The sequence below is a fragment of the Achromobacter sp. genome, assembly GCF_050285565.1.
Lineage (GTDB): Bacteria > Pseudomonadota > Gammaproteobacteria > Burkholderiales > Burkholderiaceae_B > Achromobacter.
On sequence record NZ_JBLZXG010000002.1, the window covers coordinates 242,717 to 269,407 of the forward strand.

The window sequence follows — 26,691 nt, forward strand, 5'->3', positions numbered from 1 at the left end:
TTTGCATGAGGGAGCGACAACGATGGAAGACGCCTTGAAGGAATTCAATGCCTGGGCCCCCAGGCTGGCGGATCTGGGCATCAACCTGCTGGTGGCCTTGCTGATCCTGATCGTCGGCTGGTGGGTGTCGACGCTGCTGGGCCGCTGGGTGCGGCGCATCGCCACGCGTTCCAGCAAGATCGATCCGACCATCGTGCCGATGTTCTACAGCACCGTCGTCTGGACGGTGCGCATCTTCACGCTGATCGCGGTGCTGGCGCGCTTCGGGGTGCAGACCGCCAGCCTGATCGCGGTGCTCGGCGCCGCCGGCCTGGCCGTGGGCCTGGCGCTGCAGGGCACGCTGCAAAACATCGCCGCCGGCATCATGCTGCTGATCCTGCGCCCGGTGCGCGCCGGCGAGTACGTCGGCCTGAGCAGCGGCGCCGAAGGCACGGTCGAGGAGGTCGGGCTGTTCCTGACGCGCCTGATCCAGGTCGACGGCATTCACCTGACGCTGCCCAACAGCACGGTCTGGAACGCCACCATCACCAACTACAGCCGCAACAAGACGCGCCGCCTCGATATCCCGGTGCCGGTGCGCTATGGCGACGACCTGAACGCGGTGCTGGCCAAGTTGCAGGAGATCGTCGCGGCCAATCCGAATGCGCTGAAGGATCCGCAGCCGCTGGTGAAGGTGGTGGATTACAAGGAAAGCGGCGTGGTGGTGAACGTGCGCGCCTGGGCCGAGGCCGGCAAGTACTGGGACCTGCGCTGGGGCCTGTACCAGGAGATCCGCTGCTCGCTGGAGGCGGCCGGCTTCCAGGCGCCGATTCCGCTGCGCGAGATCCAGAACCCCAAGAGCGGCGCTCCGGCCTGATCCTTGGCGCCAATGGAAAAGGGCGTTCGCGCGATGCGCGGACGCCCTTTTTTTCATGGCCGCCGCCGGGCGGGGGCCTCAGGCCTGCACCGCCAGCCGCGCCAGTTCGGCCTTGATCCAGCCGGCGATCTCGCGCTGGCGCTGGGCCGGCATGCGGTCGATGATGGCCGTGACGCTGACCGCCAGCAGCGGCGCGCCATGGGCGTCGAGCAGGGCGCAGCCCACGCCCAGCGCGCCGCGCACGGCGTGGTTGCCCACCACCGAATAGCCGCGGGCGCGGGTGTTCTCGATCAGGCGGAACATTTCCTGTGGCGTCATGCCGCCGTATTCGTCCAGCCGGCTGGAGTTGCGCTCGACGATGCCGCGCGCCACGTCGTCGGGCAGCGCCGCCAGCAGCGCCATGCCGCCCGAGCCCACGCCCAGCGGCTGGCGCTTGCCGGCGTAGGTGGCCAGGATCTGCACCGGATAGCTGCCGATCTCGCGGTGCAGGCTGATGGAGTCGTCCTCGTCGCGCACCACCAGGAACACGGCGTCGCCGGTGCGGTCGGCCAGGCGCCGCAGCACCGGCAGCAACTGGCGCACGCGCGGGTCGCGCGAACGGGTGTCCGGGTCCACCGCGAGCTGGGCGCGGTATTTCTTGGTGCCCGTCACCGGCAGCACCAGGCCCGCGTCGAGCAGGGCCGCCAACAGGCGGTAGATGGTGGGACGCTGAATGCCCGTCAGGCGGGCGATATCGGTCACGCTGAGCCCGTCGGGCCCCTGGTCTCGCAGGGCGGCCAGAACGGCCAGTCCGCGCCGCAATGTGCGGGGGCCTGCGGCCGCGGCATCGCTGTCTTGCATGCAACTCTCTGAAATCTTGGGGGTTATGGCGGAATGGTCGAGGGAAAACCATAGTCCGTAGCGTGGACTCTACCTTGATGCTCCGCTCGTGTATAGATCAGAATGCAGCATCCAATAATTCGAATCGTCCATGTAATGGACAGTATCAGCACGGAGACTATATGAAGACCGGTCAAAAGCCTGGACTGCGGCGTCTTGCCGCCACGCTACTGGCTACCGCCGCAAGCGCTTTCGCCATGGGTTCCGCCCACGCCGCCTATCCCGATAAACCTGTCCGCATCGTGGTCGGCTTTTCCGCCGGCGGCACCACCGACGTGATCGCCCGCATCATGGCCAAGGAGCTGACCGAGGCCCTGGGCCAGTCGTTCGTGGTCGAGAACAAGCCGGGCGCCGGCAGCAACATCGCCACCGACATGGTGCAGCGCGCCGCGCCGGACGGCTACACGCTGCTGTTCGTGGCGGTCACCAGTGCCATCAACCAGACGCTGTACAAGAACGTCACGTTCGACCTGACCAAGGATTTCACCCCGGTGGCCTTGGGCGCCAAGGTGCCGAACATCCTGGTGGTCAATCCGCAGGTGCCGGTCAAGACGGTGCAGGAACTGGTCGACTACGCCAAGAAGAACCCGGGCAAGCTGGCGTTTGCCTCGTCGGGCAGCGGCACCTCGATCCACATGGCTGGCGAGCTGTTCAAGATGAAGGCGGGCATCGACGTGCTGCACGTGCCGTACAAGGGCAGCGCCCCGGCCATCACCGACCTGATCGGCGGCCAGGTGCAGTTCATGTTCGACAACATGCCGTCGGCCTGGCCGCACGCGCAATCGGGCAAGCTGCGCGCGCTGGCGGTGACCACCGCCGAACGCTCCAAGAGCGCGCCGGACCTGCCCACCATGCAGGAAGCGGGCTTCGCCGGCTTCGACGTGTCGTCGTGGTTCGGCCTGATCGCGCCGGCCGGCACGCCGCCGGAGGTGGTCAACAAGCTCAACGCCGCCATGGTCAAGGCGCTGGACAAGCCCGAAGTGCAGACCAGTTTCGAAAAGCTGGGCGCCGTGGGCGTCAAGACCACGCCGGCCGAATTCGGCCAATTCATCAAGTCGGAAGTGGAAGGCTGGGCGCCGGTGGTCAAGGCGTCGGGCGCCAAGGTCGACTGAGCAGGCTTCGTGCCGCCAGCGCGGGTTGGCTGGCGGCCGATGACCGGGGACAGGCTGGCGCCTGTCCCTATTTTTTTGCGCCGCCGTCGCGGCGGGCCGTGGCCAGCATGGCGGTGCAGACGCCGCGCATCATGTCGACCTCGTCGCGCGTCAGGGCCGCCCGGGAAAAAAGGTGCCGCATGCGCGGCAACAACTTCTTGGGATGGGCCGGATCCAGGAACCGCACGCCCACCAACGCCTCTTCCCAGTGCGCCAGAAAGGCCTGCACCGCCTCGCCCGAGGCCGGTTCGGCGCCGCGCGACGGCGCCTGCGCGGTCGACACTGGCAGCAGGGCGGCGCCCTGATCCACCAGCAGCGCGTAGCGCAGCTCCCAGGCCGCCAGTTGCAGCGCCTGGGCCACGTTCAGCGAGCTGTACTCGGGGTTGGCCGGAATGTGGCAGATGCGGTGGCACAGCCCGATCTGGGCGTTGGTGAGACCGGCGCGCTCGGTGCCCAGCACGATCGCGGCGCAGCCCTCGGCGGTTGCCGCCAGGTGGGCGCAGGCCAGCTCGGCGGCCTGGCGGATGTCGCAGGGCGGGGGGCCGAGGTCGCGCACCCGCGCGGTCAGGGCGAACGCCAGGGTCACGGGCGCCAGCGCCTCTTCCAGGGTATCGTGGATGCGCGCGTTTTCCAGCACGTCCAGAGCGCCGCTGGCCAGGGCCACGGCCTCCGGCTGTTGGGTCACATCGGCGAATTTGGGCCCCACCAGCACCAGTTCGGAGAAGCCCATGGTCTTGATCGCGCGGGCCGCCGAACCGACGTTTCCGGGGTGGCTGGGGTTCACCATGATGAAGCGAACGCGTGAAAATGCTTGAGTCATTTAAAATGGCACGTTTGGCTTAGTGCCTTCCTGGTTTTTTGGGCCGGTTTCCCCCTGTCGGGGGCGGCGGATCCGGGAGGGTGGCTAGCGGCCTACCCACCGCATACGTACGGAATTTTATGCACCCGATGCTCAACATCGCCATCAAGGCGGCCCGGCGTGCCGGCACCATTATCAACCGTGCCAGCATGGATTTGGAACGACTCAGCGTGGCTCGCAAGGGGCCGCGCGATTATGTCACGGAAGTCGATCGCGCCGCCGAGGAGTCCATCGTCGAGACGCTGCGCGCCGCCTACCCGGACCATGCCGTCCTGGGCGAGGAATTCGGCTTGCAGGGCCCCGACCAGGCCGAATTCCAATGGATCATCGATCCGCTGGACGGCACCACCAACTTCATCCACGGCCTGCCCAACTACGCCGTGTCGATCGCGCTGACCCAGCGCGGCCAGGTCACGCAGGCGGTCATCTATGATCCCTCGCGCAACGAACTGTTCACCGCCAGCCGTGGCAGCGGCACGTTCCTGAACGACCGCCGCGTGCGGGTCTCGGGCCGCACCCGCTACCACGAGGCCCTGTTGGGCGCGCACTGGCCCAATTCGGGCGACCTGGAACAAGGTTCGGCGCGTTTCCGCAGCATGGCCGAAGGCAGCACCGGCGTGCGCCGCCTGGGCGCCACCGTGCTGGATCTGGCCTACGTGGCCTGCGGCCGCCTGGACGGCTTTTGCGGCGTCGGCCTGAAGCCCTGGGATCTGGCGGCCGGCAGCCTGATGGTGCTGGAAGCCGGCGGCCTGGTGGCCGACTTCGACGGCGAGCAAGGCTGGATGGATTCCGGCAACGTGCTGGCCGCCAGCCCGAAGATCTTCACGCAGATGCTGTCGGCGCTGAACCCGACGCCGGCTGCCTGACGCGCTTGGGCGTCGCCGCGAAAAAACCGGCCTGGCGCCGGTTTTTTCGCGGGCGAAGCCGTCTTGCGTCGGCGCCCCGGGGCCGCTTTCCGCCCCGGTGAAAACGGCGCCGCGCCACTGGCCGTAGGCCTTCCGCACGACCGCTGTCACCGGCGTGTCACGCGATTTCCGGGTACGATTACCGGTCGTGTAACTTCTGGAGCTCCTGATGGAGTGGCTGCTGGACCCCGCTGCGTGGGTCGGCTTGCTTACCCTGGTCGTCCTTGAGATCGTCCTGGGAATCGATAACCTGATTTTCATCGCCATCCTGGCGGACAAGCTGCCGCCGTCGCAACGCGACCGCGCGCGCATCCTTGGCCTGAGCCTGGCGCTTGTCATGCGGCTTGGCCTGTTGTCGGTCATGTCGTGGCTGGTCACCCTGACCACCCCCTTGTTTTCGGTCGGGCCCCTGTCGCCATCGGGGCGCGACCTGATCCTCATGGCCGGCGGTTTCTTCCTGCTGTTCAAGGGCACCATGGAACTGCACGAGCGCCTGGAAGGCGGCCAGCACGGCGGTTCCTCGGGGCCGCGCGTGTACGCCAGTTTCTGGGTCATCGTGACGCAGATCGTGGTGCTGGACGCGGTGTTCTCGCTGGACTCGGTCATCACCGCGGTCGGCATGGTGGACCACCTGGCCATCATGATGATCGCCGTGGTCATCGCCATCGGCATCATGCTGCTGGCCTCCAAGCCGCTGACGCGCTTCGTCAATGCCCACCCGACGGTGGTGGTGCTGTGCCTGGGCTTCCTGCTGATGATCGGCTTTTCGCTGCTGGCGGAAGCCTTCGGCTTCAAGGTGCCCAAGGGCTACCTGTATGCCGCCATCGGCTTCTCGGTGGCGATCGAGGCCCTGAACCAGGTGGCGCGCCGCAACCTGCTCAAGCTGGACGCGCGCCGGCCGATGCGCGAACGCACGGCCTCGGCGGTGCTGCGCATGCTGGGCAAGCGCCCGCCGGCCGACGAGCCCGACCTGCCCAGCGCCGACGGCCCCGCCATCCCGGCCTTCGGCGTCGAAGAACGCAACATGGTCAGTGGCGTGCTGACGCTGGCCGAACGCTCCATCCGCTCGATCATGACGCCGCGCACCGACGTGTCGTGGATCAACATCGACGACGACCCCGAAACCATCCGACGCCAGATCACCGAGGCGCCGCACAGCTTCTTCCCGGTGTGCCGCGGCTCGCTCGACGAGGTGCTGGGCATCGCCCGCGCCAAGGACCTGGTGGCCGACCTGATCACCGAGGGCCGGGTGCGGCGCAACCGCCTGCGCGACCCGATCATCGTGCACGAGGCCATCGGCATCCTGCGCCTGATGGACACCCTGAAGCGCTCGCGCGGCCAGCTGGTGCTGGTGGCCGACGAATTCGGCGCCATCGAGGGCCTGGTGACGCCGATCGACGTGTTCGAGGCCATCGCCGGTGAATTTCCCGACGAGGACGAACTGCCCGACATCGTCGCCGACGGCCCCAACACCTGGAAGATCGATGGCGCGGCCGACCTGCACCACGTCGAGCAGGTGCTGGAAACCGAAGGCCTGGTCGACGAGGCGCAGGATTTCTCCACCCTGGCCGGCTACCTGCTGTCGCGCTTCGGCCACCTGCCCAAGCCGGGCGACGTCTGCGAATACGAATTCCACCACGACCATTTCCGCTTCGAAGTGCTGGAAATGGACGGTCGCCGCATTGCCCTGGTGCGCGTCGAAAAGCGCGTGCCCGAGCCGCTGGACGAAGACGCCGCGCTGACCAACGACTAGCGCCAGCCCCATCCTCAAGGAACCTTTGCCATCGTGACCGACAACGCGCTCTATCTCATCAAGGCCTTCATCCTCGGCATCGTCGAGGGGCTGACCGAATTCATTCCGGTGTCCAGCACCGGCCACCTGATCCTGATCGGCGACTGGCTCAACTTCGAATCCAGCCAGGGCAAGGTGTTCGAGGTGGTGATCCAGTTGGGCTCGATCCTGGCGGTGATGTGGATCTTCCGCGCGCGGCTGCTGCAACTGATCCGCGGCACCCTGACCGGCGTGGCGAGCGAGGTGGCCTTCACCCGCAACCTGCTGATCGCCTTCCTGCCGGCCGCCGTCATTGGCGCCATCTTCATCAAGTCCATCAAGCAGGTGTTCTATCACCCGGGCGTGGTGGTGGTGACGCTGGTGCTGGGCGGCCTGATCATGCTGTATGTGGAGCGCCGCACCCGCCACACGCCCGGCGACCAGCCGGGCGCGGCCGATGACACCGCTTCGGACGAGCGCGCCACCGCCATGACGCTGGAGCAGATCACCTGGAAGCAGGCGCTGGGCGTGGGCTTGGCGCAGTGCCTGGCCATGATTCCCGGCACCTCGCGTTCCGGCGCCACCATCATCGGCGGCATGATCGCCGGGATCCAGCGCAAGACGGCCACCGAGTTCTCGTTCTTCCTGGCCATGCCGACCATGCTGGGCGCGGCCGTGTACGACATGTACAAGAACATGGATCTGCTGACCCAGCACGACCTGTCCGGCATCGCCGTGGGCTTCGTGGCGGCGTTCCTGAGCGCCATGGTGGTGGTGCGGGCGGTGCTGCGCTTCGTGGCCAACCACACCTACCGCGTGTTCGCCTGGTACCGCATCGTGTTCGGCGGCGTGGTGGCCGCCTGGATCTTCACGCGCTGATCCCGGTGCCGCCGCGCGCGGCGCGCAAAGCGAAAGGGCCGCGTCAGCACGCGGCCCTTTGCTTTGATCGATCGGTGCGGGCCGTCCCGGCGCGCCGGGCGGCAGCGCCGCTCAGGCGGCGGTTTCCAGGTCGTAGAACTGCGGCCCGTCGCGGTCGATGACGAGCCAGCCGCCGCGCGGCGGCGAGACGTGGTCACAGTCCCAGTCGGGCAGGACCCAGCGTTCGCGCTTGACGCCATCGACCTCCAGCACGTGGCGGGCGGGGCGATGGGTATGGCCATGCACCATCAGCCTGACGCCGCTGTCGCGGAACGCCTGCTCGACGGCGGCGGCGTTGACGTCCATGATTTCCATGGACTTGCTCTGGTTGGCCATCTGGCTTTCGCCGCGCGCCTGCTGCGCCATCGCCAGGCGCTCGGGGATGGTCTTGGCCAGGAACGCGTCCTGCCATTGCGGGTTGCGCACCATCTGGCGGAACTGCTGGTAGGCCGCGTCGTCGGTACAGAACTCGTCGCCGTGGGTCAGCAGCACATCGCCATAGTCGGTCCGCAGCAAGGCGGGCTCGGGCAACAGGCTGGCGCCGACGGCGCCGGCCAGTTCCGCGCCGATCAGGAAGTCGCGGTTGCCGCGGCCCAGCCACAGCGGGATGCGGCTGGCGGTGGCGCGCAGCGCGGTCAGCGCCGTGGCCAGCCACGGCGGCGCGGCGCGGATCACGTCGTCGCCGATCCAGGCGTCGAAGATGTCGCCCGGCAGCAGCAGGGCGGCGGCCTCTTGCTCGGCCACCCGCAGGAAGTCCAGGAACGCCTGCGCCGTGGCCGGCGTGGCCGGCCCCAGGTGCAGATCCGACGCCAGCCAGACCGGGCCGGACAGGTCGATCTTATTCAAGAACTTCGGCCTTCTCGATGATCACGTCTTCGTTCGGCACGTTCTGGTGGAAGCCCTTGTTGCCGGTCTTGACGCCCTTGATCTTGTCGACCACGTCGGTGCCTTCGGTGACGCTGCCGAACACGGCGTAGCCCCAGCCGTTCGGGGTGGGCGCGGTGAAGTTCAGGAAGTCGTTGTTGGCGACGTTGATGAAGAACTGCGCGGTGGCCGAGTGCGGATCGCTGGTGCGGGCCATGGCCAGGGTGTACTTGTCGTTCTTCAGGCCGTTGTTGGCCTCGTTTTCGATCGGGGCGTGGGTCTGCTTCTGCTTCATGCCGGGCTCGAAACCGCCGCCCTGGATCATGAAGCCATCGATCACGCGATGGAACACCGTGCCGTTGTAGAAGCCTTCCTTGACGTAGGTCAGGAAGTTCTCGACGGTCTTGGGCGCCTTGGCGGCATCCAGGGTGATGACCATGTCGCCTTGGTTGGTGTGAAGCTTGACGCGGGGATTGGTGCTCATGGCTTTTGTGCCTTCAGAGGTGGAGTTGGAGGGGGCGGCCGCGGGCGCGGCGCTGACGAGCGCCGGGGCAAACGCCAGCGCGAACGAGCACGCCGTCAGGCGCAGCAGGTGTAGGGGGGAGTAGCGGGACATCATTTGCGTTGCTTATCCTTGAGCATGGTTTCGACTTCACGGGCCTTGTCCTGCATGCCGGGCACGCCTTCCTTGGCGGCCTGCTTGTAGGTGCGCAGGGCCTGCAGCAGTTGCAGGTCGCCCAGGTTGGCGCGCGCGGCGGCGTAGCCCGGGTCGGCGCGCAGGGCCATTTGCAGGGCGTCCTGCGCTTTTTCGAGTTCGCCCCGGCTGGCATATAGCGCCGCCAGGTTGTTCCAAGGTTCCGGCAGCTCGGGGAAGCGTGTCGTCATCTCGGTGTAGAGGTCGATGGCCTCGGCCTTGCGGTCGAGCGCGGCCAGGGCGCGCGCGTGCTGGAACATCAGTTGCACGTCGGTGCCGCGCTGGTCCTTGATCTCGGCCTCGCGCTTTTCGATCAGCGCCAGCGCCTCGGCGTTGTCGCCGCGGTTCAGCAGGCGTTCGATGTGGGTGGTGATCTGCGAGGCGGACGGTTGCAGGCGGGTGTCCACGCTGGGCTGCATCGCCTTGAGCACGTTGGACAGGCCGTCCCAGCCGCCCTCGGGCGGAATCGGATCCAGGGTGGTGCGGTTGGCGTTCGGGTTCTCGCCCGAGCCGCCGGCCATGGATTGGGCGTGGGCGCCGGCGAACGGCGAACCTGCCAGGGCCAGGGCGAGCAGGGCGACGCAAAAACGCGGCTTGATAGTCACGTGGGCATCCGTTAAAAGTCGTTGCCGGCCGGCGCTGACGCGCGCGACCGGGTCGCTTGCTATACTTGACGACCGCCATTTTAGCCTTGGTTGAGCTTTTGGCTCGACAACCGGCAAAGCCAGTGGGTAAAACCACCGGGTGAGCCCCGCGGACGCGTGGGTGCAGAGCCCCGCGGACGCGTGGGTGCACGACCCCTCAGCCGGCCGGACGGCAAGCGTCGAAGGTATCGTCCTTCGGGCGCAATGTTTTCCGCGGCCGCCACGGAAAGAACAGGACCATCACAAGCGCCATGCTGCAAATCTACAACACGTTATCGCGTACCAAAGAACCGTTCAAACCGGCCCAGGCCGGCCAGGTGCGCATGTACGTGTGCGGCATGACCGTCTACGACTTCTGCCACCTCGGCCACGCCCGCATGCTGGTGTCGTTCGACGTGGTGCAGCGCTGGCTGCGCGCCAGCGGCCTGGCGGTCGACTACGTGCGCAACATCACCGATATCGACGACAAGATCATCCGCCGCGCGGTCGAGACCGGCCGGCGCATCGGCGAGGTCACCGAGTTCTACATCGACGCCATGCACGCCGACGAGCGCGCGCTGGGCGTGGCCTCGCCCGACCGCGAACCGCGCGCCACCCAGTACGTGGGCGAGATGCTGGACATCATCGGCAAGCTCGAACAGAAAGGCCTGGCCTACCAGGCCGACGACGGCGACGTGAACTACGCCGTGCGCGGCTTCGAGGGCTACGGCAAGCTGTCCGGCAAGACCCTCGACGACCTGCGCGCCGGCGAGCGCGTGGCGGTGGGCTCGGCCAAGCGCGACCCGCTCGACTTCGTGCTGTGGAAGGCGGCCAAGGAAGACGAGCCGGCCGACACCAAGTGGCAATCGCCCTACGGCCTGGGCCGGCCCGGCTGGCACATCGAGTGCTCGGCCATGAGCAAGTCGCTGCTCGGCCTGCCGCTGGACATTCATGGCGGCGGCCCCGACCTGAAATTCCCGCACCACGAGAACGAGATCGCCCAGACCGAGGGCGCCTTCGGCGGCGTGCTGGCCAACATCTGGATGCACTGCGGCCCGCTGATGGTCGATTCGGACAAGATGTCCAAGTCGCTCGGCAACTTCCGCACCATCCGCCAGACCATCGCCCAGGGCGAGCCGGCGGCCGACGCGGCCGAGTACCGCGTCAACCCGCGCGAGGCCGAGATGGTGCGCTTTTTCATCGTGCGCAACCACTACCGCAGCCCGCAGAACTACACCCCGGACAACCTGATCGACGCCCAGAACGCGCTCGACCGCCTCTATCAGGCGCTGCAGAACGTGCCGGCCGATGACCAGGGCATCGACTGGAACGAGCCCCAGGCGCAGGCCTTCAAGGCCGCCATGGACGACGATTTCAACAGCTCGGGCGCGGTGGCGGCGCTGTTCGAACTGGCCTCCGAGGCCAACCGCGGCAAGCGCGCCCGCAGCGCCGGCCAGCTCAAGGCCCTGGGCGGCCTGCTGGGCCTGCTGCAACAGGACCCGGCGGCGTACTTCCAGTCGCCCACCCGCTATTCGGCCGCCGGCATGGAGCAGGGCGCGCGCGCCGAGCTCGACGCCGCCGCCATCCAGACCCTGATCGATGCCCGCGCCGCCGCCAAGGCGGCCCGCGACTTCGCCCAGGCCGACCGCATCCGCGCCGAGCTGCGCGAAGCCGGTATCGAGCTCGATGACAAGCCGGGCGGCCTGACGCAGTGGCGTCGGGCGTGACCCCCCTGGATACGCCCGACATGTCCCTCGCAGATACCGAGATTCCCAAGCCGGATTATTGGGAAGCCGCCGTCGCCCACTTGATGCGGCGCGACCGCATCCTGAAAAAGATCATTCCCCAGCACCCCGAGGTCTGGCTGACCTCGCGCGGCACGCCGTTCGTGACGCTGGCGCGCGCCATCATTGGCCAGCAGGTCTCGGCCAAGGCGGCCGACGCCGTCTGGGACAAGTTCCTGGAAGCCGCCGGCAAGCGGCCCACGCCGGTGGCGGTGCTGCGCGTCGGCCTGGAAGGCCTGCGCGCGGCCGGCCTGTCGCAGCGCAAGGCCGAGTACGTGCTGGATCTGGCGGTGCATTTCGGCGAACGCCGGGTGCATCCCGAGAAGTGGGCGGCCATGGACGACGAGGCCGTCATTTCGGAATTGACCGCCATCCGCGGCATCGGACGCTGGACGGCGGAGATGTTTTTGATTTTCAATCTGCAGCGGCCCGATGTCCTGCCGCTGGATGATCCTGGGTTGCTCAAGGCAATCTCGCTACACTATTTCAGCGGCGAGCCTGTCTCGCGCTTCGAGGCTCGCGAAGTCTCGTTGGCGTGGCAACCCTGGCGTACCGTGGCAACCTGGTATCTGTGGCGCAGTCTGGAACCGACGCCGGTTCAATACTGACGCAAACCAGGCAGCCCATCTACGGAACCACACTACATGCGCAATACATTTCTGGAATTTGAACAGCCGCTCGCCGAGCTTGAGAACAAGATCGAGCAGCTGCGCTATGTGCAGGCCGATTCGGCGGTGGACATCTCCGACGAGATCGGACGTCTGCAGCAGAAGAGCCAGTCGCTGGCCAAGGAAATCTACGCCAAGCTCACGCCTTGGCAGACGGCGCTGGTCGCCCGCCACCCCCAGCGTCCCTACACGCTGGACTACGTGCGCGAGATCTTCACCGACTTCCACGAGCTGCACGGCGACCGCATGTACGCCGACGACCAGTCCATCGTCGGCGGCCTGGCGCGCTTCAATGGCACGCCCTGCATGGTGATCGGCCACCAGAAGGGCCGCGACACCAAGGAACGCGCCGCGCGCAACTTCGGCATGCCGCGTCCGGAGGGCTATCGCAAGGCCCTGCGCCTGATGCGCCTGGCCGAGAAGTTCGGCATTCCCGTGTTCACCTTCGTCGACACGCCGGGCGCCTATCCCGGCATCGGCGCCGAGGAACGCGGCCAGTCCGAGGCCATCGGCCACAACCTGTACGCCATGGCCGAGCTCAAGGTGCCGGTGATCGTCACCATCATCGGCGAAGGCGGCTCGGGCGGCGCGCTGGCGATCGCCGTGGGCAACACCGTGCTGATGCTGCAATACGCCACCTACGCCGTGATCTCGCCCGAAGGCTGCGCCTCGATCCTGTGGCGCAGCGCCGACAAGGCGCCCGAGGCCGCCGAGGCGCTGGCCATCATCGCCCCGCGCCTGAAGGACCTGGGCCTGGTGGACCGCGTCATCAACGAACCCGTGGGCGGCGCGCACCGCGATCCGCGCGTCATGGCGCGCCTGCTGCGCCGCGCGCTGGGCGACGCCCTGCGCCAGTTGCAGGGCATGACGCCCGAACAGCTCGTGGAACAGCGCGTGCAGCGCCTGCTGTCCTACGGCGCCTTCCAGGAAGTGCGCGCCTGAGCGCCGCGCGCGCGCCGGCCTGTGCCGGCGCCGCGGCCGCTTCCGGCCCGCGCCCGCCGCCATGACCTCCCCCTGCCCCCCGTCCGCAGCACCCGCCGGGGGGGGCGCTTTTTCCCATCCCGTCTCGCCTGAGCTGGCCTCGGCCCTGCGCCGCGCTTTGCAAACCCTGCCGCAAGCGCCGGGGCGCTTTGCCGTGGCCGTCAGCGGCGGCGCCGACTCGGCCATGCTGGCGCTGCACGCGGCCGCCGTGGCGCGGGAGCTGGGCGCCGGCGTGGTGCTGCTGCACGTGCACCACGGCCTGCAGGACGCGGCCGATGGCTGGAGCGAGCAGGTGGCGGCCTTGGCCGATCTGCTCGGGCTGCCCCTGCGGCAGGCCCGGGTCGCGGTCGCCACGGCCGGCGGCAAGGGTGTCGAGGCCGCCGCCCGCGACGCCCGCTATGCCGCGCTGGCACGGCTGGCGCACGAGGCGGGCGTCGGCCTGATCCTGCTGGCGCATCATCGCAACGACCAGGCCGAGACCGTGCTGCTGCGGCTGCTGCGCGGCACCGGGCTGACCGGCATGGCGGCCATGGCCCCGCTGACCGCGCGCGACGGCCTGGCCTATCTGCGGCCGTGGCTGGATCAGGATCGGGACGCCATCCTGCAGGCCGCGCGGCGCTTTGCCGACGCCACCGGCTGGCACGCGGTGCAGGACCCGACCAACGCCGACCCGCGCTACACCCGCGCCGCGCTGCGCGAGCTGCTGGCGCCGGTGCTGGACGCGCGCTGGCCCGGCTGGCGCGCCATCGTCGCCCGCCATGCGCGCCACATGGCCGAGGCCGGCGAGATCCTGGACGAGGTGGCGCGCGCGGACCTCGCCGGGTTGGCGCCCGGCGCGGACGGCGCCAGCTTTGCGCTGGCGGCCTGGCGCGCGCTGTCGCCGGCGCGCCAGGTTCATGTGCTGCGCCACTGGCTGCAACGCAATGGCGCCCGCATGCCGACCGAGGCGCGCATGAACGACTTGCTGCGGCAGTTGCGTGGACTGCACAGCCTGGGGCATGACCGGCAACTGCGGGTGGAGCAGGCCGGCCACGTGATCCGCTGCCACCGCGGACGCGTTTGGATCGAGCCGCGTCCGGCCCCGCTCCGCTAGCCCCAGGCTGGCGCGCCGGGCGGGGGGGACGCGCGAAAATCCGCCGGCGGGCCTGTGGCTTGCGGCCAAAACGACATTTTTCCGGAAAAAACGACCGCTCCCTGGAAAGAAAATTCCACGGCCTGCGCAAATTTTTACCGTCGGGATAGAATATGAGGTTTTGCCCGTCACCACTCTTGCGGCGGGTTCCCAGCCAGAGTACGAGATGTCCCTGATCGTTCATAAATATGGCGGTACTTCGATGGGCTCGGTCGAGCGCATCCGGAACGTGGCGCGACGCGTCGCGAAGTGGCACGCCGCCGGCCACCAGGTTGTCGTGGTGCCGTCGGCCATGGCAGGCGAAACCAATCGCCTGCTGGGCCTGGCGCGCGAGATTTCGCCCCAACCCGACGCGCGCGAGCTCGACATGATCGCCGCCACCGGCGAGCAGGCCAGCAGCGGCCTGTTGGCCATCGCCCTGCAAGCCGAAGGCGTTCCCGCCCGCAGCTACGCGGGCTGGCAGGTGCCGGTGCGCACCGATTCGTCGTTCACCAAGGCCCGCATCACCTCGATCGACGACGCCCGCATCCGCGCCGACCTCGACGCCGGCCGCGTGGTCATCGTCACCGGCTTTCAGGGCGTGGATCCGGATGGCCACATCACCACCCTGGGCCGTGGCGGCTCCGACACCTCGGCCGTGGCCGTGGCGGCGGCGCTCAAGGCCGATGAATGTCTGATCTACACCGATGTGGATGGCGTCTACACGACCGATCCGCGAGTGGTGCCCGAAGCGCGCCGCATGGCCGTCGTTTCCTTCGAGGAAATGCTGGAAATGGCCTCGCTGGGCTCCAAGGTCCTGCAGATCCGCTCGGTCGAATTCGCCGGCAAATACCGGGTGCCGACGCGGGTGCTGTCCTCGCTGACCGACCCGCTCATCCCGCTCGACGAAGAAATGCGTTCGGGCACGCTGATTACTTTTGAGGAAGACGAAAAAATGGAAGCCGCCGTTGTCTCCGGCATCGCCTTCAGCCGCGACGAAGCCAAAATCACCCTGCTGGGCGTTCCCGACAAACCCGGCATCGCATTCTCCATCCTGGGCCCCGTCGCCGCCGCCAACATCGACGTCGACATGATCGTGCAGAACCAGTCCGTGGCCGGCACGACCGATTTCTCGTTCACCGTGAACCGCAACGAATTCGCGCGCGCCGTCGACCTGCTCAAGCGCGAAGTCATCCCCGCCGTGGGCGCGCGTGAACTGTCGACCGACGAGAAGGTCGCCAAGGTCTCGATCGTCGGCATCGGCATGCGCTCGCACGTCGGCGTGGCCAGTCTGATGTTCCAGACGCTGTCGCAAGAGGGCATCAACATCCAGATGATCAGCACCAGCGAGATCAAGACCTCGGTGATCATCGACGACAAATACATGGAACTGGGCGTGCGCGCGCTGCACAAGGCCTTCGGCCTGGATCAGGCGCCCGCCACCAAGGTCTGAGCGTAACGGCTTCGGCACGTTTTTTTCCCGCCCGCGGCGTTGCCACGGGCAACAGGGTAAAAAGTCGTGCTAGAATCTCGTTCTCTTCGGAGATGTGCCCGAGAGGCTGAAGGGGCTCCCCTGCTAAGGGAGTATGTGGCTAAAAACTGCATCGTGGGTTCGAATCCCACCATCTCCGCCAGATTCCCGGCCTGGCTTGCCAGGCCGGTAAAAAACCCCGCAGAACGCGCGTTCTGCGGGGTTTTTGCATTGGCGCCGGACCCGCGTGGCGGCGGCCGGCCGTCTCCCGCGCTTTGAGAATATTCTTGGCTTGGCCGTGAAAGCGGAAATTTATGATCGACGCATGATCGTAAATCCCCGTTCCCGGGAAGCATTGACGGCGGCGGCCCCCGGGCTGCCTATGCTTCTGTTGCACATGTTTGCCGTGGCGCTCGCGGCATGCATCCTGGTGGGAACGGCGCTCTACGCCTATTGGTCGTTCACCGGCGAAGTCTCGAAATACCGCCGCCGCATGAACGCCGGCGCCTACAACGCGCAGCTGTATTTCGACCAGCGCGAGGCGCTGCTGCGCTCGGTGGCGGCTTCGGCCGTGCGCAACACCGATCGCATGCCGCTCGCGCGCACCCCCAAGACCTTCGGCGTCACCGGCCAGATCAGCGTCACGCCGCTGGTCGACGCGGCCGGCGCCTACGAATGGGCGCTGATCCTCACGCCGCGCGATCGCGCCAACGTGGCGCAGTTGCGCGCCCATGTCGTCTACGCCTCGCCGGCCGACGCGGCCGTCACGCGGCTGCCGATCCGCGCCGATGGCGGCGCCGCGCCCATGTCGCCGGAAACCGCGCGCTGGCTGGCGCAGACCTTGCGCCTGCGCAGCGCCCGGCCCGGCCCGGACGGCCGCACGCCCATCGTTTGGCTGCGCCCGCCCATGGACGACGCCAACCGGCTGTTCCTCTACACCCCGGCCGACGTGGCCGGCGAGGAGCGCACCTGGATCGGGCTGGAGGTCGGTGGCCTGGCCAGCATGGTCGAAGCGGAGTGCGCCAGCGGCGGCGCCGGCTACGCGCTGTACGACAGCAATGGCACCATGGCGCTGCACGGCGGCAGCCTGCCGTCGCGGGTCGACGAGACGCCGGCCTACCTGTCGCGCGATTCCTTCCAACTGGGGGGCGACGGCTGGTGGCCGCAGACGCTGGTGCTGGTCAAGTCGGTCGGCGAGGCCGGCTGGCGGCTGGCCTATTACGTTCCCATCGCCGACCTGATCGAGGACGGCGCCGGCGCGTTCTGGGCCGCCGGCGGGGTGGGCGGGACGCTGCTGCTGGCGGTGCTGCTGGGGGTGCGTCACATCCGCAATCGCCTGGTGCGGCCGGCGCTGCGGCAGTACGAGGCCCTGGTCGACAGCGTGGCGCTGAACCGCAAGATCGTCGAGGTGGCGCCGGTCGGCTTGTGCCTGCTGCGGCGTACCGACGGCGCCGTGCTGCTGTCCAACGCGGCCGCGCGCCAGTGGCTGGGTGAACAGGATCACTGGCGTGAAGCGCTGCTGCGCGCGGGCGCCGAGGCCGGCGGCCAGGAATGCACACTGGCCGATGGCCGCAGCGCCTACGTGGCCTGCGTCGCCACCACCTACCAGTCCGAGGACGTGGTGCTGTGCGGCATCAGCGACATCACCGCGCAGAAGAACGTCGAACGCGCCTTGCGCCAGGCCAAGCAGGCCACCGACCGGGCCAGCGAGTCCAAGGCCATGTTCTTCGCCACCGTCAGCCACGAGATCCGCACGCCGCTGTACGGCATCCTCGGCACCCTGGAACTGCTGGCGCTGACCGGCCTCACCGGCCAGCAGAAGCAATACCTCGGCACCATCCAGCAGTCGTCCTCGACGCTGCTGCGCACCATCAACGGCACGCTCGACCTGTCGCGCATCGAGGCCGGCTGCGAAGAACTCGACATCGCCGCCTTCGCGCCGGCCGATCTGGTCGAGCAGGTGGTGGCCAACTACGCGGCGCGGGCCCGCGCCAAGGGCTTGGACGTCTACGCCGTCACCGAGGTCGGCATGCCCATGACGGCGCAGGGCGATTCGATCCGCATCCTGCAAATCCTCAACAACCTGGTCAGCAATGCCGTCAAGTTCACCGAGTCCGGCCGGGTCGTGCTGCGCGCCAGCGCCACGGCCGACCGCCCGGGGCGGGTGCGGCTGCGCTTCCAGGTGGCCGATACCGGGTCGGGCATCCGCGAAAGCCACCGCGCGCGCCTGTTCGAACCGTACTTTCGCGCGCCGGCGGGTCAGGACAACGATATCGCCGGCACCGGCCTGGGGTTGACGATCTGCCGGCGCCTGTCCGACCTGATGGGCGGCACGCTGTCGGTGGTCAGCGAAGAAGGGCTGGGCACCAGCATCGCGTTCTGCCTCACGCTGGAGACCGAAGACACGGCGGGGGCGCCGCCCGTGACGCTGCTGCCGCGGCCGGTGTACGTGGATGGCGCGGTGCCCGAGGTGGTCGACAACGTGCGCGGCTGGTTGAGCGCCTGCGGCGCGATCGCGCTGCCCTATCGCAAGCCGGCCGACGAGGCCGAACCGGCCGGCGCGGTGCTGGTGCAGACCTGGCCGCCGGCCACGCCGGAACCGCGCTGGCAGCACCAGCGCGTGCGGGTATTGGCGCCCGGCGCCCAGCAGGACGCCTTCATCACCCACGCCGCGGGCGGCGTGGCCAGCGCCTTCAATCCCGTCAGCATCTGCCGCGCGGTGCAGATGGCCCAGGAGGGCGTCGAGCACGGCGCGCTGGGCGCCGCCGGCGACCCGCAACGGTCGCTCGGGCTGCGGGTGCTGGTGGTCGAGGACAACGTCATCAACCAGCTGATCCTGCGCGAGCAACTGGAGCACCTGGGCTGCATCGCGACGCTGGCCAACAATGGCGACGAGGCCTTGCGGCTGTGGCGCGCGCAGCCGTTCGACCTGGTGCTGACCGACCTGAACATGCCCATCGTCAATGGCTACGAACTGACGCGGGCCTTGCGGGACGGCGGCCACGCCGGCCCCATCATCGGCCTGACCTCCAGTTCGGCGGCCGAGATCGCGCAGCGCGGGATGGCGTCGGGCATGAGCCTGGTCCTGTGCAAGCCCCTGCCTTTCATGGTCTTGGCCCAGACCCTGCATGGCGTCGCAAAGGATATGACGTGAAACAGCTTTCAGACTACAAAGTGCTGGTTCTGGACGACCATGCCCTGCAATGCCTGCACCTGCGGGACATGCTGCGGCAGGCCGGCTTCGGGCATGTCGATACCGTGGAAAGCGCCGACGAGGCGCTCGAACGCATCCGCGCCGAGGGCTACCACCTGGTGCTCATGGACATCCGCATGCCGGGCATGGACGGGGTTCAGTTCATCCACGAGCTCGCCCGTCTGAACCTGCGGCCGATACTGGCCGTGGTCACCGCGTGTTCGCGCCGCATGGCCAACAGTGTCGGGCTGATGGCCAAGGAAAACGGCTTCTCGATGCTCGGCACCTTCGTCAAGCCGGTCACCGGCGAGCAGATCGCCGGCCTGGCCGAGCGCCTGCAGCGCCGCCCGTCGCCCGAGGCGCCGGGAGCGCTGGCCAGCCCCGCCGACACGGGCGACCTGCTGGACCGCGACAGCGTCGAATGCGCCCTGCGCGACGGCAGCATCCAGGCCTGGTTCCAGCCCAAGAAGTCGCTGGCGTCCGGCGCCATCGTGGGCGCCGAGGCGCTGGTGCGCTGGAAGCACCGCGGCCTGGGCCTGATGATGCCGGGCTCGTTTCTGCGCACCCTGCGCGAGTATGGCCTGGACTACGAGCTGTTGACGCGCATGCTGCAGGACAGCCTGACCGCCTACCGCGCCTGGCGCCAGCGCGGCTTTCGCGTCCCGGTTTCGATCAACCTGCCGGTCAGCCTGCTGGACCGCCCGCAGTTGCCGGACGAGCTGCACCGCCTGGTCACCGATGGCGGCATTCCGGCCGAGGACGTAACATTCGAACTCCTGGAAGACGACATGACGGTGGTGCCCGGCAATTACTACATGGGCGCCAGCCGGCTGCGGCTGAAGGGATTCGGTCTGTCACAGGACGATTTTGGCAAGGGCTATAGTTCGATGTACAGCCTCATCTCCACCCCGTTTACCGAACTGAAGATCGACCGCGCCTTCGTGCATGGCGTCACCAAGGACGAGGTGCGCGCGGCCGCGCTGGTGTCTTCGGTGCAGTTGGGCCGGCAGTTGGGGTTGCAGGTCACGGCCGAAGGCGTCGAAACCATGGAAGACCTGCAATTCCTGCGCCGCATCGGCTGTGACTGTGTGCAGGGCTTCCTGATCTCGGCGGCGGTGGATCTGCCTGCGTTCAATGAACTGCTGGCCAACGAACCGAGCCAGGGCGACCCGCGCGTCTCCTCTCCCGACAAGCCGGCGCCTCGCCGGCGACATCGCGCCCATGAGCATTGAAGCCCCTATGAAACTGGATACGCCGCTCATCAAGGTCATCCGAGCGTCCCGCCGTCTGAACATCGTGTTGTTCGGCGCCTTGCCCTTGTTGCTGGCGCTTGGCGGGGTACTGTATTGGGGCGGCCAGCGCATCCTGCAACAGGAAGAAGAAAAACTGCGGGTCGACTTTTCGGTGCTGGTCGGCTACATCCATGCCCACGAGACCGTGTTGCAGGGGTTGTATGCGCAGGGCCTGAATCCCGACGGCCGGCGGCTGGTGGCGGCCACCCCCGTCAGCGAGACGTCCGGGTTCGACCGCGCCTCCTGGGCCTTCTTCGACGGCCAGCACGCGATCGCGGCGATGCCGTTCTCGCTGCTCTGCCAGAGCCCCGACTCCTGCCCCGTCAGCAACGGCATCTTCACCGGCATCGGCGCCTATCTGTCGGACTTCTATTCGACGCGCTGGGCGGCCTCGGTGTACCCGGCGGCGCCGCTCTTCATCATTTCCCCGAGCCAGCAGGTCAGCCTGAGCGTGCCGGCGATTTCGACGGTGTCCGGCTATGAACCGCTGACCCGCCACCTCTTCCTGGCGGTGGTGGAGGCGGTGCAGCAGGCGGCCGGCGGCACCGATCCCGAGGACCGCTCCGGCAGCGAGGGCCCGCGCGTGACGTGGCTGCGCGACACCGACCTGCCCAACAACATCATCGGCATGCTGCCCGTGATGCTGCCGCTGAACGCGCGCGACGGCAGCATCGCCGCGCGCCGCAACGTCTACGCCGTGTCGCTGCTGAACCGCGGCCGCGTCAGCATCTCCGAGCGCGTCCTGAACACCCCGCTGTACGACCAGTTCTGGTTGCAGCGCCAGGGCAAGGACGTCCTGTTCGGCGAGGGCGCGCCGCCGCGGGTGGAGCAGCCCGGTTTCCATTTCGGCATCGACGGCCTGGTGCTGCGCATCGCCGACAGGACCGGTACCTGGACGGGCTACTACAAGCTCAACTATGGCAGCTTCTTCCGGGCCAACATGTGGCTGCCGCTGACGGTGCTGCTGATGCTCGCGCTGGGCCTGGCGGCCGGCGCCGGCTACCTGCTCTGGTACAACCGGCGCGTGATCCAGCCGGCCGAGATCGCCCATCTCGACATGGTCGAGAGCGAGGAATTCAACCGCACCGTGCTCGATACGGCGCCGGTGGCGCTGTGCGTGCTGTCGCGGCTGGAAGGCCGCGTGGTGTTCAGCAATGCGTTGGCGAACCAATGGCTCGGCATCGGCGTGGGGGAACAGCCTCCCGATTCGCCCGAAGCCAACAAGCTGTTGCGCCAGGTGTTGGGCGCCACCCGGCCGGGCACCATCGAGACCTTCCGCACCCACGAGGGGCGGCCGCTGTTCGTCGCTTTCGCGCCGACCCGCTACAAGAAGCAGGACGTGGTGTTGTGCGCCTTCGCCGACATCAGCGCGCGCGCCGAGATGGAACACACCCTGGCGCAGGCCAAGCAGCAGGCCGACCGCGCCAACGAGGCCAAGTCCACCTTCCTGGCCACCATGAGCCACGAGATCCGCACCCCGCTGTACGGCGTGCTGGGCACGCTCGAGGTGTTGTCGCTGACCAACCTCGACGACGAACAGCGCCGCCACGTCGACCGCATCCAGGATTCCTCGGCGATCCTGCAGCAGCTGATCAGCGACATCCTCGACATCACCAAGATCGAATCCGGCCAACTGGCCCTTGAAATGGACGGCTTCGATCCGCGCGAGCTGGTCGAGAACTGCGTCGCCTCGTATGCCGGCATGGCCGAACAGAAGGGGCTGGTGATCTACAGCTGTATCGATACGGCGACCCCCGCCTGGGTGGTGGGCGACGGCGGACGCATCCGGCAGATCCTGAACAACCTGGTCAACAACGCCATCAAGTTCACCGACTCCGGCCACGTGGTGGCGCGCCTGCGGGCCGACCCCCTGCCGGACGGGCGCGCCCGCCTGCATTTCCAGGTGGTCGACAGCGGCGTCGGCATCAGTGCCGAGAACCAGGCTTGCCTGTTCGAACCGTTCTATCAGATCGATAGTGGATCGCACCTGGTGCGGGGGGCGGGCATCGGCCTGTCGATCTGCGCCCGTCTTGCGGAATTGATGGGGAGTACCATCCAAGTGACCAGTGAATTGGGCCTGGGCAGCAGTTTCTCGATCGCCATCGACCTGGATACGGCCGAACCGCCGCCCGGGCCGTCGCCACGGCTGGAGGGGCTGCGCGTCTACGTGCGCAGCGCGCGCAAGGAACTGAGCGACAACATCTGCCAGTGGCTGATCTATTGGGGCGCGCAGGCCAGCATCGCGCCGGCGTCCTTGACGCAGGACGAGGCCGGCGACGGCGTGCTGGTCGACGTGCATATCGCCGGCGACGCGGCGGCGCCGACCGAATGGCAGGGGCCGGTGGTGTCGGCGGGCGGGCGCGACGTGCGCGGCGCCGCGTTGTATCGCGCCGACCGGCACTATCTCAACAGCATCGGTTTCGCGCTCGAGCGCTGGGCCTGCGGCGAGGTCGAGACCGCCAAGGAAACCGTCGCGCCGCACTATGCGCCGCTGAATCTGCGCATCCTGGTGGCCGAGGACAACCCCATCAACCAGGTCACCATGTGTGACCAGCTGGCGCAACTGGGCTGCCAGGTGACGCTCGCGCCCGATGGCGCCGAGGCGCTGGCGCAATGGAACATCGGCCCGTTCGACGTGGTGCTGACCGACGTCAACATGCCGCGCATGAACGGCTACGAGCTGGCCGGCGCGCTGCGCGCGCGCGGCGTGACCGTGCCCATCATCGGCGTCACGGCCAACGCGCTCAAGGACGAGGAAGCGCGCTGCAAGGCGGCGGGCATGAGCAACTGGCTGGTCAAGCCGATCAAGCTCAGCCTGTTGTGGCAGCAACTGCGCGCGCATCGCGGCGGCGCCGCGCCGGCGGCGGGGGCAAGCGCCCCGCCCGCCCCGCCTGCCAGCAGCGCGCCCGCACGGGGTGCGGCGCCGATCGTCGGCAAGTACCGCGACGTCTTTCTGCAGACCATGACGCAGGACCTGGCGCGGCTGGAGCAGGCCCACGCCGGCGGCGACCTGCACGACCTGCGCGCGGTGCTCCACCGCATGCGCGGCGGGTTCGCCGCGGTCCAGGCGATGGATCTGTACCATCAGGCCGAGCAGGCCGAGGAGCGGCTGGTGGCCGACGGCCTGAGCGACACGGCCCGGACCCTGCTCACGGCGCTGCAAGCCGATTTGCGCCAGACCCTGGCCGAGATCTGAGGCACACCGCGACGGCGCGTGGCCAGGCGCGGCGGCATGGGTTCGCATCGGTCGCGGGCCCTTGCGCTACCAGCGGTAGCCGAGGTTGATCATGCCGCCATAGCCACGCTGGCTGCCGCTGCCGGCCAGGCCGAAGACGTGGCCCGACACCTGCGTCGCCTTGCCGACGCGGCCTTGCGCGCCCACCTTCAACTCGAACGCGTTGCGCGCCGGTTGCGCCCGCAGCGGGGTGCTGCCCATGCGCACGGCCGGATTGGCGTTGTCGTGCAGCCAGTTGGTCTCCAGGAACGGACGCACGGCGGGCTTGCCGGCGGCCGCGGGCGCGGCTTGCGGGTAGAGCCGCACGCCGACGCGCGACTGCCAGGCGCCATCGTTGCCGCTGCGCATGCGCGTGCCTTGCAGGGTGGCGTCGCGCGCGTCATAGCGGCTGTAGAGCAGTTGCGCGTTCGGTTCGACCACCATGGCTTGCAGCGCCGAGCCGGCGGCGAAGGGCTTGAGCGCGTAGCCGGCCTCCAGCGATGCGCTCCAGACGTTGGAGCGATAGCGCACCGAACCCAGTTCGCTGCTGATCTGGTTGGTGTAGCGGCCATACTGCACCCAGGTGTCGGCATAGGCGCCCAGGCGGGTGGCGTCGTTCTGGTAGAAGGTGCCATAGACCCCGGCGGCGTAGCCCGAGACCTTGCCATGGGCGCGGGCATGGACGCGCTGGCCGCTGCCGGGTTGGATCAGGGTCGACACCGAGCGGCTGCGCGCGTCGCCGTAGCCGCCCATCAAGCCGGCATAGACGGCGCCGTCGCGGCCCAGCGGCGCCTTGAGCAGGTCGCCGCCCAGTTGCAGCACGGCGCTGTCGGTATCGACATCGACGCGGCCCTCGGACATGCGCAGGCCACTGTCGTGGCGGCCCTGCACCCGGGCCCACAGGCCGCGGCCGTGGCGCGCGTCGGCCGCGTCGTCGGCGTAAGCCGGCACGCGGTCGTGCAGGCCGTGGCTGAAGAGGCGGGTCGCGGCCAGGCGGTTGCCGGCATAGGCGCCGCTTTCGGGCGACACGTTCTTGAAGCCATTGCCGGGCAGCACGGGATCGGGCGGCGTCACGGGCGGCGCCGGTTCGCGGGGGTCGACCGGATCGGTCGGATCCACCGGGCCGGGCGGGTTGACCGGCGGCGTGTAGTCGGAAGTCAGGTACCAGTCGGGCGCCACGCCGCCGTTGCCGCCGCGCACCAGGCTGTAGTCGTAGCCATTGAGCGAGACGGTGTTGGCGCTGGCGCGGTAGCCGGTGGAGCCGCTGTCCAGGTGGAAGGCGTCGGGCGTGGTGGTGCCGCCGTTGATGGTTTCGACCACGCGGATGCCGTAGGTGGTCTGGCCGCCGTTGCCGCCGGCGTTGACGACGCGCAGCGCGGTGTTGCCCGAGGTGGTGCCGCCGTCGATGACCAGCTTGTCGGTGGGGGAAGTGTCGTCGCCCAGGCGGGTGTTGAGCACCAGCGTGCCGCCGCCCACGTATTGGCCGACGGTGAGGGTCTTGAAGCCGGTGGCGCCGGCCGGCGCCGTGAAGGCCACGGTGCCGGCATTGGTCAGCGTGCCCAGGCGGGAATCGCCGCGCACGTTCCAGGCGCTGGCATTGTCCACCGTCACGCTGTTGACGCGGCCCGTGCCCCGCTGCACCACGGCGCCGGTCAGCACCGAGCCGTTCTTGAGCGCGACATCGACGTTGCCGCTGTCGGCCAGCACATCGCCGGTGAGCCGGGCGCCGGTCGCATCCAGTGTCACCTGTTCGCTTTCGATGACGGTGGAGACGCCGCCGCTGGTGACCGTGACCGCGCGGGAATGCAGCAGCACACCGCGCTCGAGATCGCCGCCGGCGCGCGCGGTGATGTCCGAATCCGAGACCAGGAAGGTGTGGCCGCCGCCCGAGGCCAGCAGGCCGGCGCCGTCCTGGGTATCGATGCGGCTGCCGTTGCGCACGGTGACGGTGTTGCTCAGGCCGTTGCTGGTGAGATAGCTCCAGATGCCGTTGGCGCCGGCGCCGTGGATGGTGAAGCCGGTGTTGTCCAGCGTGACCGCCGCGCGGTTGCTGACCGACAGGCCGCTGGCGTTGGCGCCACGGGTGCTGACCTGGGTGTTGCGCGCCGACAGGCTGGCGCCCGCGCCGCTGGCGAACAGGCCGTAGGCGTTGGTGCCAAGGGTGCTGATGGTGGAATCATCGAGGTCGACGGCGGCGCCGCCCAGCCGCGCCAGCGCGCCGACCGCGCCGTCGCCGGTGGTTTCCACGTTGACGCGCGTGGCCTTGATGGTGGCCGAGCTGCCGTATTCGCGCGACAGGTACAGGCCATGGGCGTTGGCGTCGCGGGTCTTGACGCTGCCGTCGCGCAGCGTCACCTGTCCGGCGCGGTTGTCCACGCCCACGAGGGCCGAGGTGATGTCGAAGCCGTTGGCTGTGAAGCGCGTGCCGGTGGATGGCAGCCAGACGCCGGTGCCAGAGGGCCCCAGCGCCGAAATCGACACGTTCTCGATCTCGGCGGAGGTGTCCTTGGCGTTGATGTTGATGCCGTAGTTGTAGCCGCCGTTGGCGGTGAGGGTTGCATTGCGGATCGTGGCGGTGGACGGCGCGCCGCTGCCGCTGCGCAGGATCACCGCCGAGCCGCCCGCGGTCAGGCTGCCGCCGTCCATCTCGAAGCGGCCGCCCTCGACACGCGCGCCCATGCCGTTGGCGGCGTTGACCTCGGTGTTGTACAGGGTCACCACGGCGTTCGGGCCGCTCACGCTGACGCCGTCGCCGTTGTTTCCGGTGGTGGTGATCTTGCCATCCCGCACGGTCACGCTGGCGCCGTTTTCGGCGGCGGCGCCGACGGCGCTGTAGTTGGCGGTGGAAATGGTGACGCCACGGGCGACGATGCTCGAGCCGGCGCCGGTCGCGCTCAAGCCGTTGCTGCCGCCGTTGGTGGTGGTGATGCTGCCGCCGCTCAGGTCGATGCGGCCGCCGGCTTGGGCATAGGCGCCATGCGAGTAGGTGCCCTGGGTGGCGATGTCGCTGCCGCCCACGGTGATGAGGCTGCCGCTGCCGCTGGCCGTCAGCGCGTGGGCGTTCTGGCCGGCCCCGACGGTCTTGATGACGCTGTCCGCCAGGGTGACCTGGCCGCCGGCGCTGGCGCGTACGCCGATGGTGTTGGCCGCGGCGGCCGAGCCGGCCGTGATGGTCACGCCGGTGCCGCGCACGCGATTGCCGGCGACCGATACATCGAGGGCCGCGCCGCTGCCCGCATGGGTCAAGGTATCGCCAGTGGCGAGCACGCGCTCGGTGGCGCCCGCCGGATCGTTGACGATGACCTGGCCGAGTTCGGCGGCCAGGGCGGGGCTGGCGAAGGCCGGCAAGGTGATGGCCAACAGCCCGAGCATGATGGGGTTGAGGGAACAGTGCATGGTAGGCTCCTTGGCCCCTGGCCTTGGCATACCCATACACATCGAACAGAACCAGACTGAA

Annotated in this window: 19 protein-coding genes and 1 tRNA gene; 14 read left to right on the forward strand and 6 right to left on the reverse strand. The window is 68.5% G+C overall.

The window, feature by feature from the left end; genetic code table 11:
- Window positions 1-22: 22 nt before the first annotated feature.
- Complete coding sequence (locus tag ACN6O8_RS04205) at window positions 23-856, forward strand: mechanosensitive ion channel family protein (protein ID WP_427989808.1); 834 nt, start codon at window positions 23-25, stop codon at window positions 854-856.
- 78 nt (window positions 857-934) lie between these two features.
- On the opposite strand, the gene ACN6O8_RS04210 is transcribed toward ACN6O8_RS04205, so the two are convergent.
- Window positions 935-1,696 (reverse strand): IclR family transcriptional regulator, encoded by a 762-nt coding sequence (locus ACN6O8_RS04210; RefSeq protein WP_241053003.1) that lies wholly within the window; start codon window positions 1,694-1,696, stop codon window positions 935-937.
- A gap of 161 nt (window positions 1,697-1,857) precedes the next feature.
- Between ACN6O8_RS04210 and ACN6O8_RS04215 the strand changes: the two genes are divergently transcribed.
- Entirely contained in the window at window positions 1,858-2,847 is a 990-nt protein-coding gene (locus ACN6O8_RS04215) for a Bug family tripartite tricarboxylate transporter substrate binding protein (RefSeq protein ID WP_427989809.1), read from the forward strand.
- A 67-nt stretch (window positions 2,848-2,914) separates the two neighbouring features.
- On the opposite strand, the gene ACN6O8_RS04220 is transcribed toward ACN6O8_RS04215, so the two are convergent.
- Window positions 2,915-3,706, reverse strand: coding sequence for an RNA methyltransferase (locus ACN6O8_RS04220; protein ID WP_427989810.1), 792 nt, complete (start codon window positions 3,704-3,706; stop codon window positions 2,915-2,917).
- A 119-nt stretch (window positions 3,707-3,825) separates the two neighbouring features.
- On the opposite strand from ACN6O8_RS04220, the gene ACN6O8_RS04225 reads away from it, so the two are divergent.
- From ACN6O8_RS04225 to ACN6O8_RS04235, 3 genes are all read left to right on the forward strand, one after another.
- On the forward strand, window positions 3,826-4,611 hold the full coding sequence (locus ACN6O8_RS04225) for an inositol monophosphatase family protein (protein WP_427989811.1): 786 nt from the start codon (window positions 3,826-3,828) through the stop codon (window positions 4,609-4,611).
- Between the two features lie 208 nt (window positions 4,612-4,819).
- The gene (locus ACN6O8_RS04230; protein WP_427989812.1) at window positions 4,820-6,403 is read left to right on the forward strand and encodes a TerC family protein; all 1,584 of its coding nucleotides are present in this window, start codon (window positions 4,820-4,822) and stop codon (window positions 6,401-6,403) included.
- 33 nt (window positions 6,404-6,436) lie between these two features.
- On the forward strand, window positions 6,437-7,300 hold the full coding sequence (locus tag ACN6O8_RS04235) for an undecaprenyl-diphosphate phosphatase (RefSeq protein WP_427989813.1): 864 nt from the start codon (window positions 6,437-6,439) through the stop codon (window positions 7,298-7,300).
- Between the two features lie 111 nt (window positions 7,301-7,411).
- Here the strand turns inward: ACN6O8_RS04235 and ACN6O8_RS04240 are convergent, their stop codons facing one another.
- The 3 genes from ACN6O8_RS04240 to ACN6O8_RS04250 form a co-directional block, all read right to left on the reverse strand.
- On the reverse strand, window positions 7,412-8,185 hold the full coding sequence (locus ACN6O8_RS04240; protein ID WP_427989814.1) for a UDP-2,3-diacylglucosamine diphosphatase: 774 nt from the start codon (window positions 8,183-8,185) through the stop codon (window positions 7,412-7,414).
- A complete protein-coding gene (locus ACN6O8_RS04245; protein WP_049072918.1) occupies window positions 8,178-8,687 on the reverse strand; it encodes a peptidylprolyl isomerase in 510 nt (169 codons plus the stop codon). The genes ACN6O8_RS04240 and ACN6O8_RS04245 overlap by 8 nt, the downstream gene beginning before the upstream one ends.
- A 131-nt stretch (window positions 8,688-8,818) precedes the next feature.
- Window positions 8,819-9,502: a tetratricopeptide repeat protein gene (locus ACN6O8_RS04250; protein WP_427989815.1), complete on the reverse strand. Its 684-nt coding sequence runs from the start codon at window positions 9,500-9,502 to the stop codon at window positions 8,819-8,821.
- Between the two features lie 290 nt (window positions 9,503-9,792).
- On the opposite strand from ACN6O8_RS04250, the gene cysS reads away from it, so the two are divergent.
- The 9 genes from cysS to ACN6O8_RS04295 all read left to right on the forward strand — a co-directional run bounded on the left by cysS (window position 9,793) and on the right by ACN6O8_RS04295 (window position 23,216).
- Entirely contained in the window at window positions 9,793-11,247 is a 1,455-nt protein-coding gene (gene cysS, locus ACN6O8_RS04255) for a cysteine--tRNA ligase (protein WP_427989816.1), read from the forward strand.
- 20 nt (window positions 11,248-11,267) lie between these two features.
- Window positions 11,268-11,912 carry a DNA-3-methyladenine glycosylase family protein gene (locus ACN6O8_RS04260; RefSeq protein ID WP_427989817.1) on the forward strand — a complete coding sequence of 215 codons (645 nt, stop codon included), beginning with the start codon at window positions 11,268-11,270 and terminating at the stop codon, window positions 11,910-11,912.
- Between the two features lie 36 nt (window positions 11,913-11,948).
- Window positions 11,949-12,914 carry an acetyl-CoA carboxylase carboxyltransferase subunit alpha gene (locus tag ACN6O8_RS04265; RefSeq protein WP_049072921.1) on the forward strand — a complete coding sequence of 322 codons (966 nt, stop codon included), beginning with the start codon at window positions 11,949-11,951 and terminating at the stop codon, window positions 12,912-12,914.
- Between the two features lie 145 nt (window positions 12,915-13,059).
- Entirely contained in the window at window positions 13,060-14,046 is a 987-nt protein-coding gene (gene tilS / locus ACN6O8_RS04270) for a tRNA lysidine(34) synthetase TilS (protein ID WP_427990161.1), read from the forward strand.
- 205 nt (window positions 14,047-14,251) lie between these two features.
- Window positions 14,252-15,517, forward strand: coding sequence for an aspartate kinase (locus ACN6O8_RS04275; protein ID WP_427989818.1), 1,266 nt, complete (start codon window positions 14,252-14,254; stop codon window positions 15,515-15,517).
- An 88-nt stretch (window positions 15,518-15,605) separates the two neighbouring features.
- Window positions 15,606-15,698 (forward strand) — tRNA-Ser (locus tag ACN6O8_RS04280).
- Between the two features lie 219 nt (window positions 15,699-15,917).
- Window positions 15,918-18,689 (forward strand): ATP-binding protein, encoded by a 2,772-nt coding sequence (locus ACN6O8_RS04285; RefSeq protein WP_427989819.1) that lies wholly within the window; start codon window positions 15,918-15,920, stop codon window positions 18,687-18,689.
- The gene (locus tag ACN6O8_RS04290) at window positions 18,686-19,960 is read left to right on the forward strand and encodes an EAL domain-containing response regulator (RefSeq protein ID WP_427989820.1); all 1,275 of its coding nucleotides are present in this window, start codon (window positions 18,686-18,688) and stop codon (window positions 19,958-19,960) included. Before ACN6O8_RS04285 ends, ACN6O8_RS04290 begins: the two co-directional genes overlap by 4 nt.
- Before the next feature lie 7 nt (window positions 19,961-19,967).
- Window positions 19,968-23,216: an ATP-binding protein gene (locus tag ACN6O8_RS04295; RefSeq protein WP_427989821.1), complete on the forward strand. Its 3,249-nt coding sequence runs from the start codon at window positions 19,968-19,970 to the stop codon at window positions 23,214-23,216.
- Window positions 23,217-23,282: 66 nt separating this feature from the next.
- Here the strand turns inward: ACN6O8_RS04295 and ACN6O8_RS04300 are convergent, their stop codons facing one another.
- Window positions 23,283-26,630 carry an autotransporter outer membrane beta-barrel domain-containing protein gene (locus ACN6O8_RS04300; protein WP_427989822.1) on the reverse strand — a complete coding sequence of 1,116 codons (3,348 nt, stop codon included), beginning with the start codon at window positions 26,628-26,630 and terminating at the stop codon, window positions 23,283-23,285.
- Window positions 26,631-26,691 lie beyond the last annotated feature (61 nt).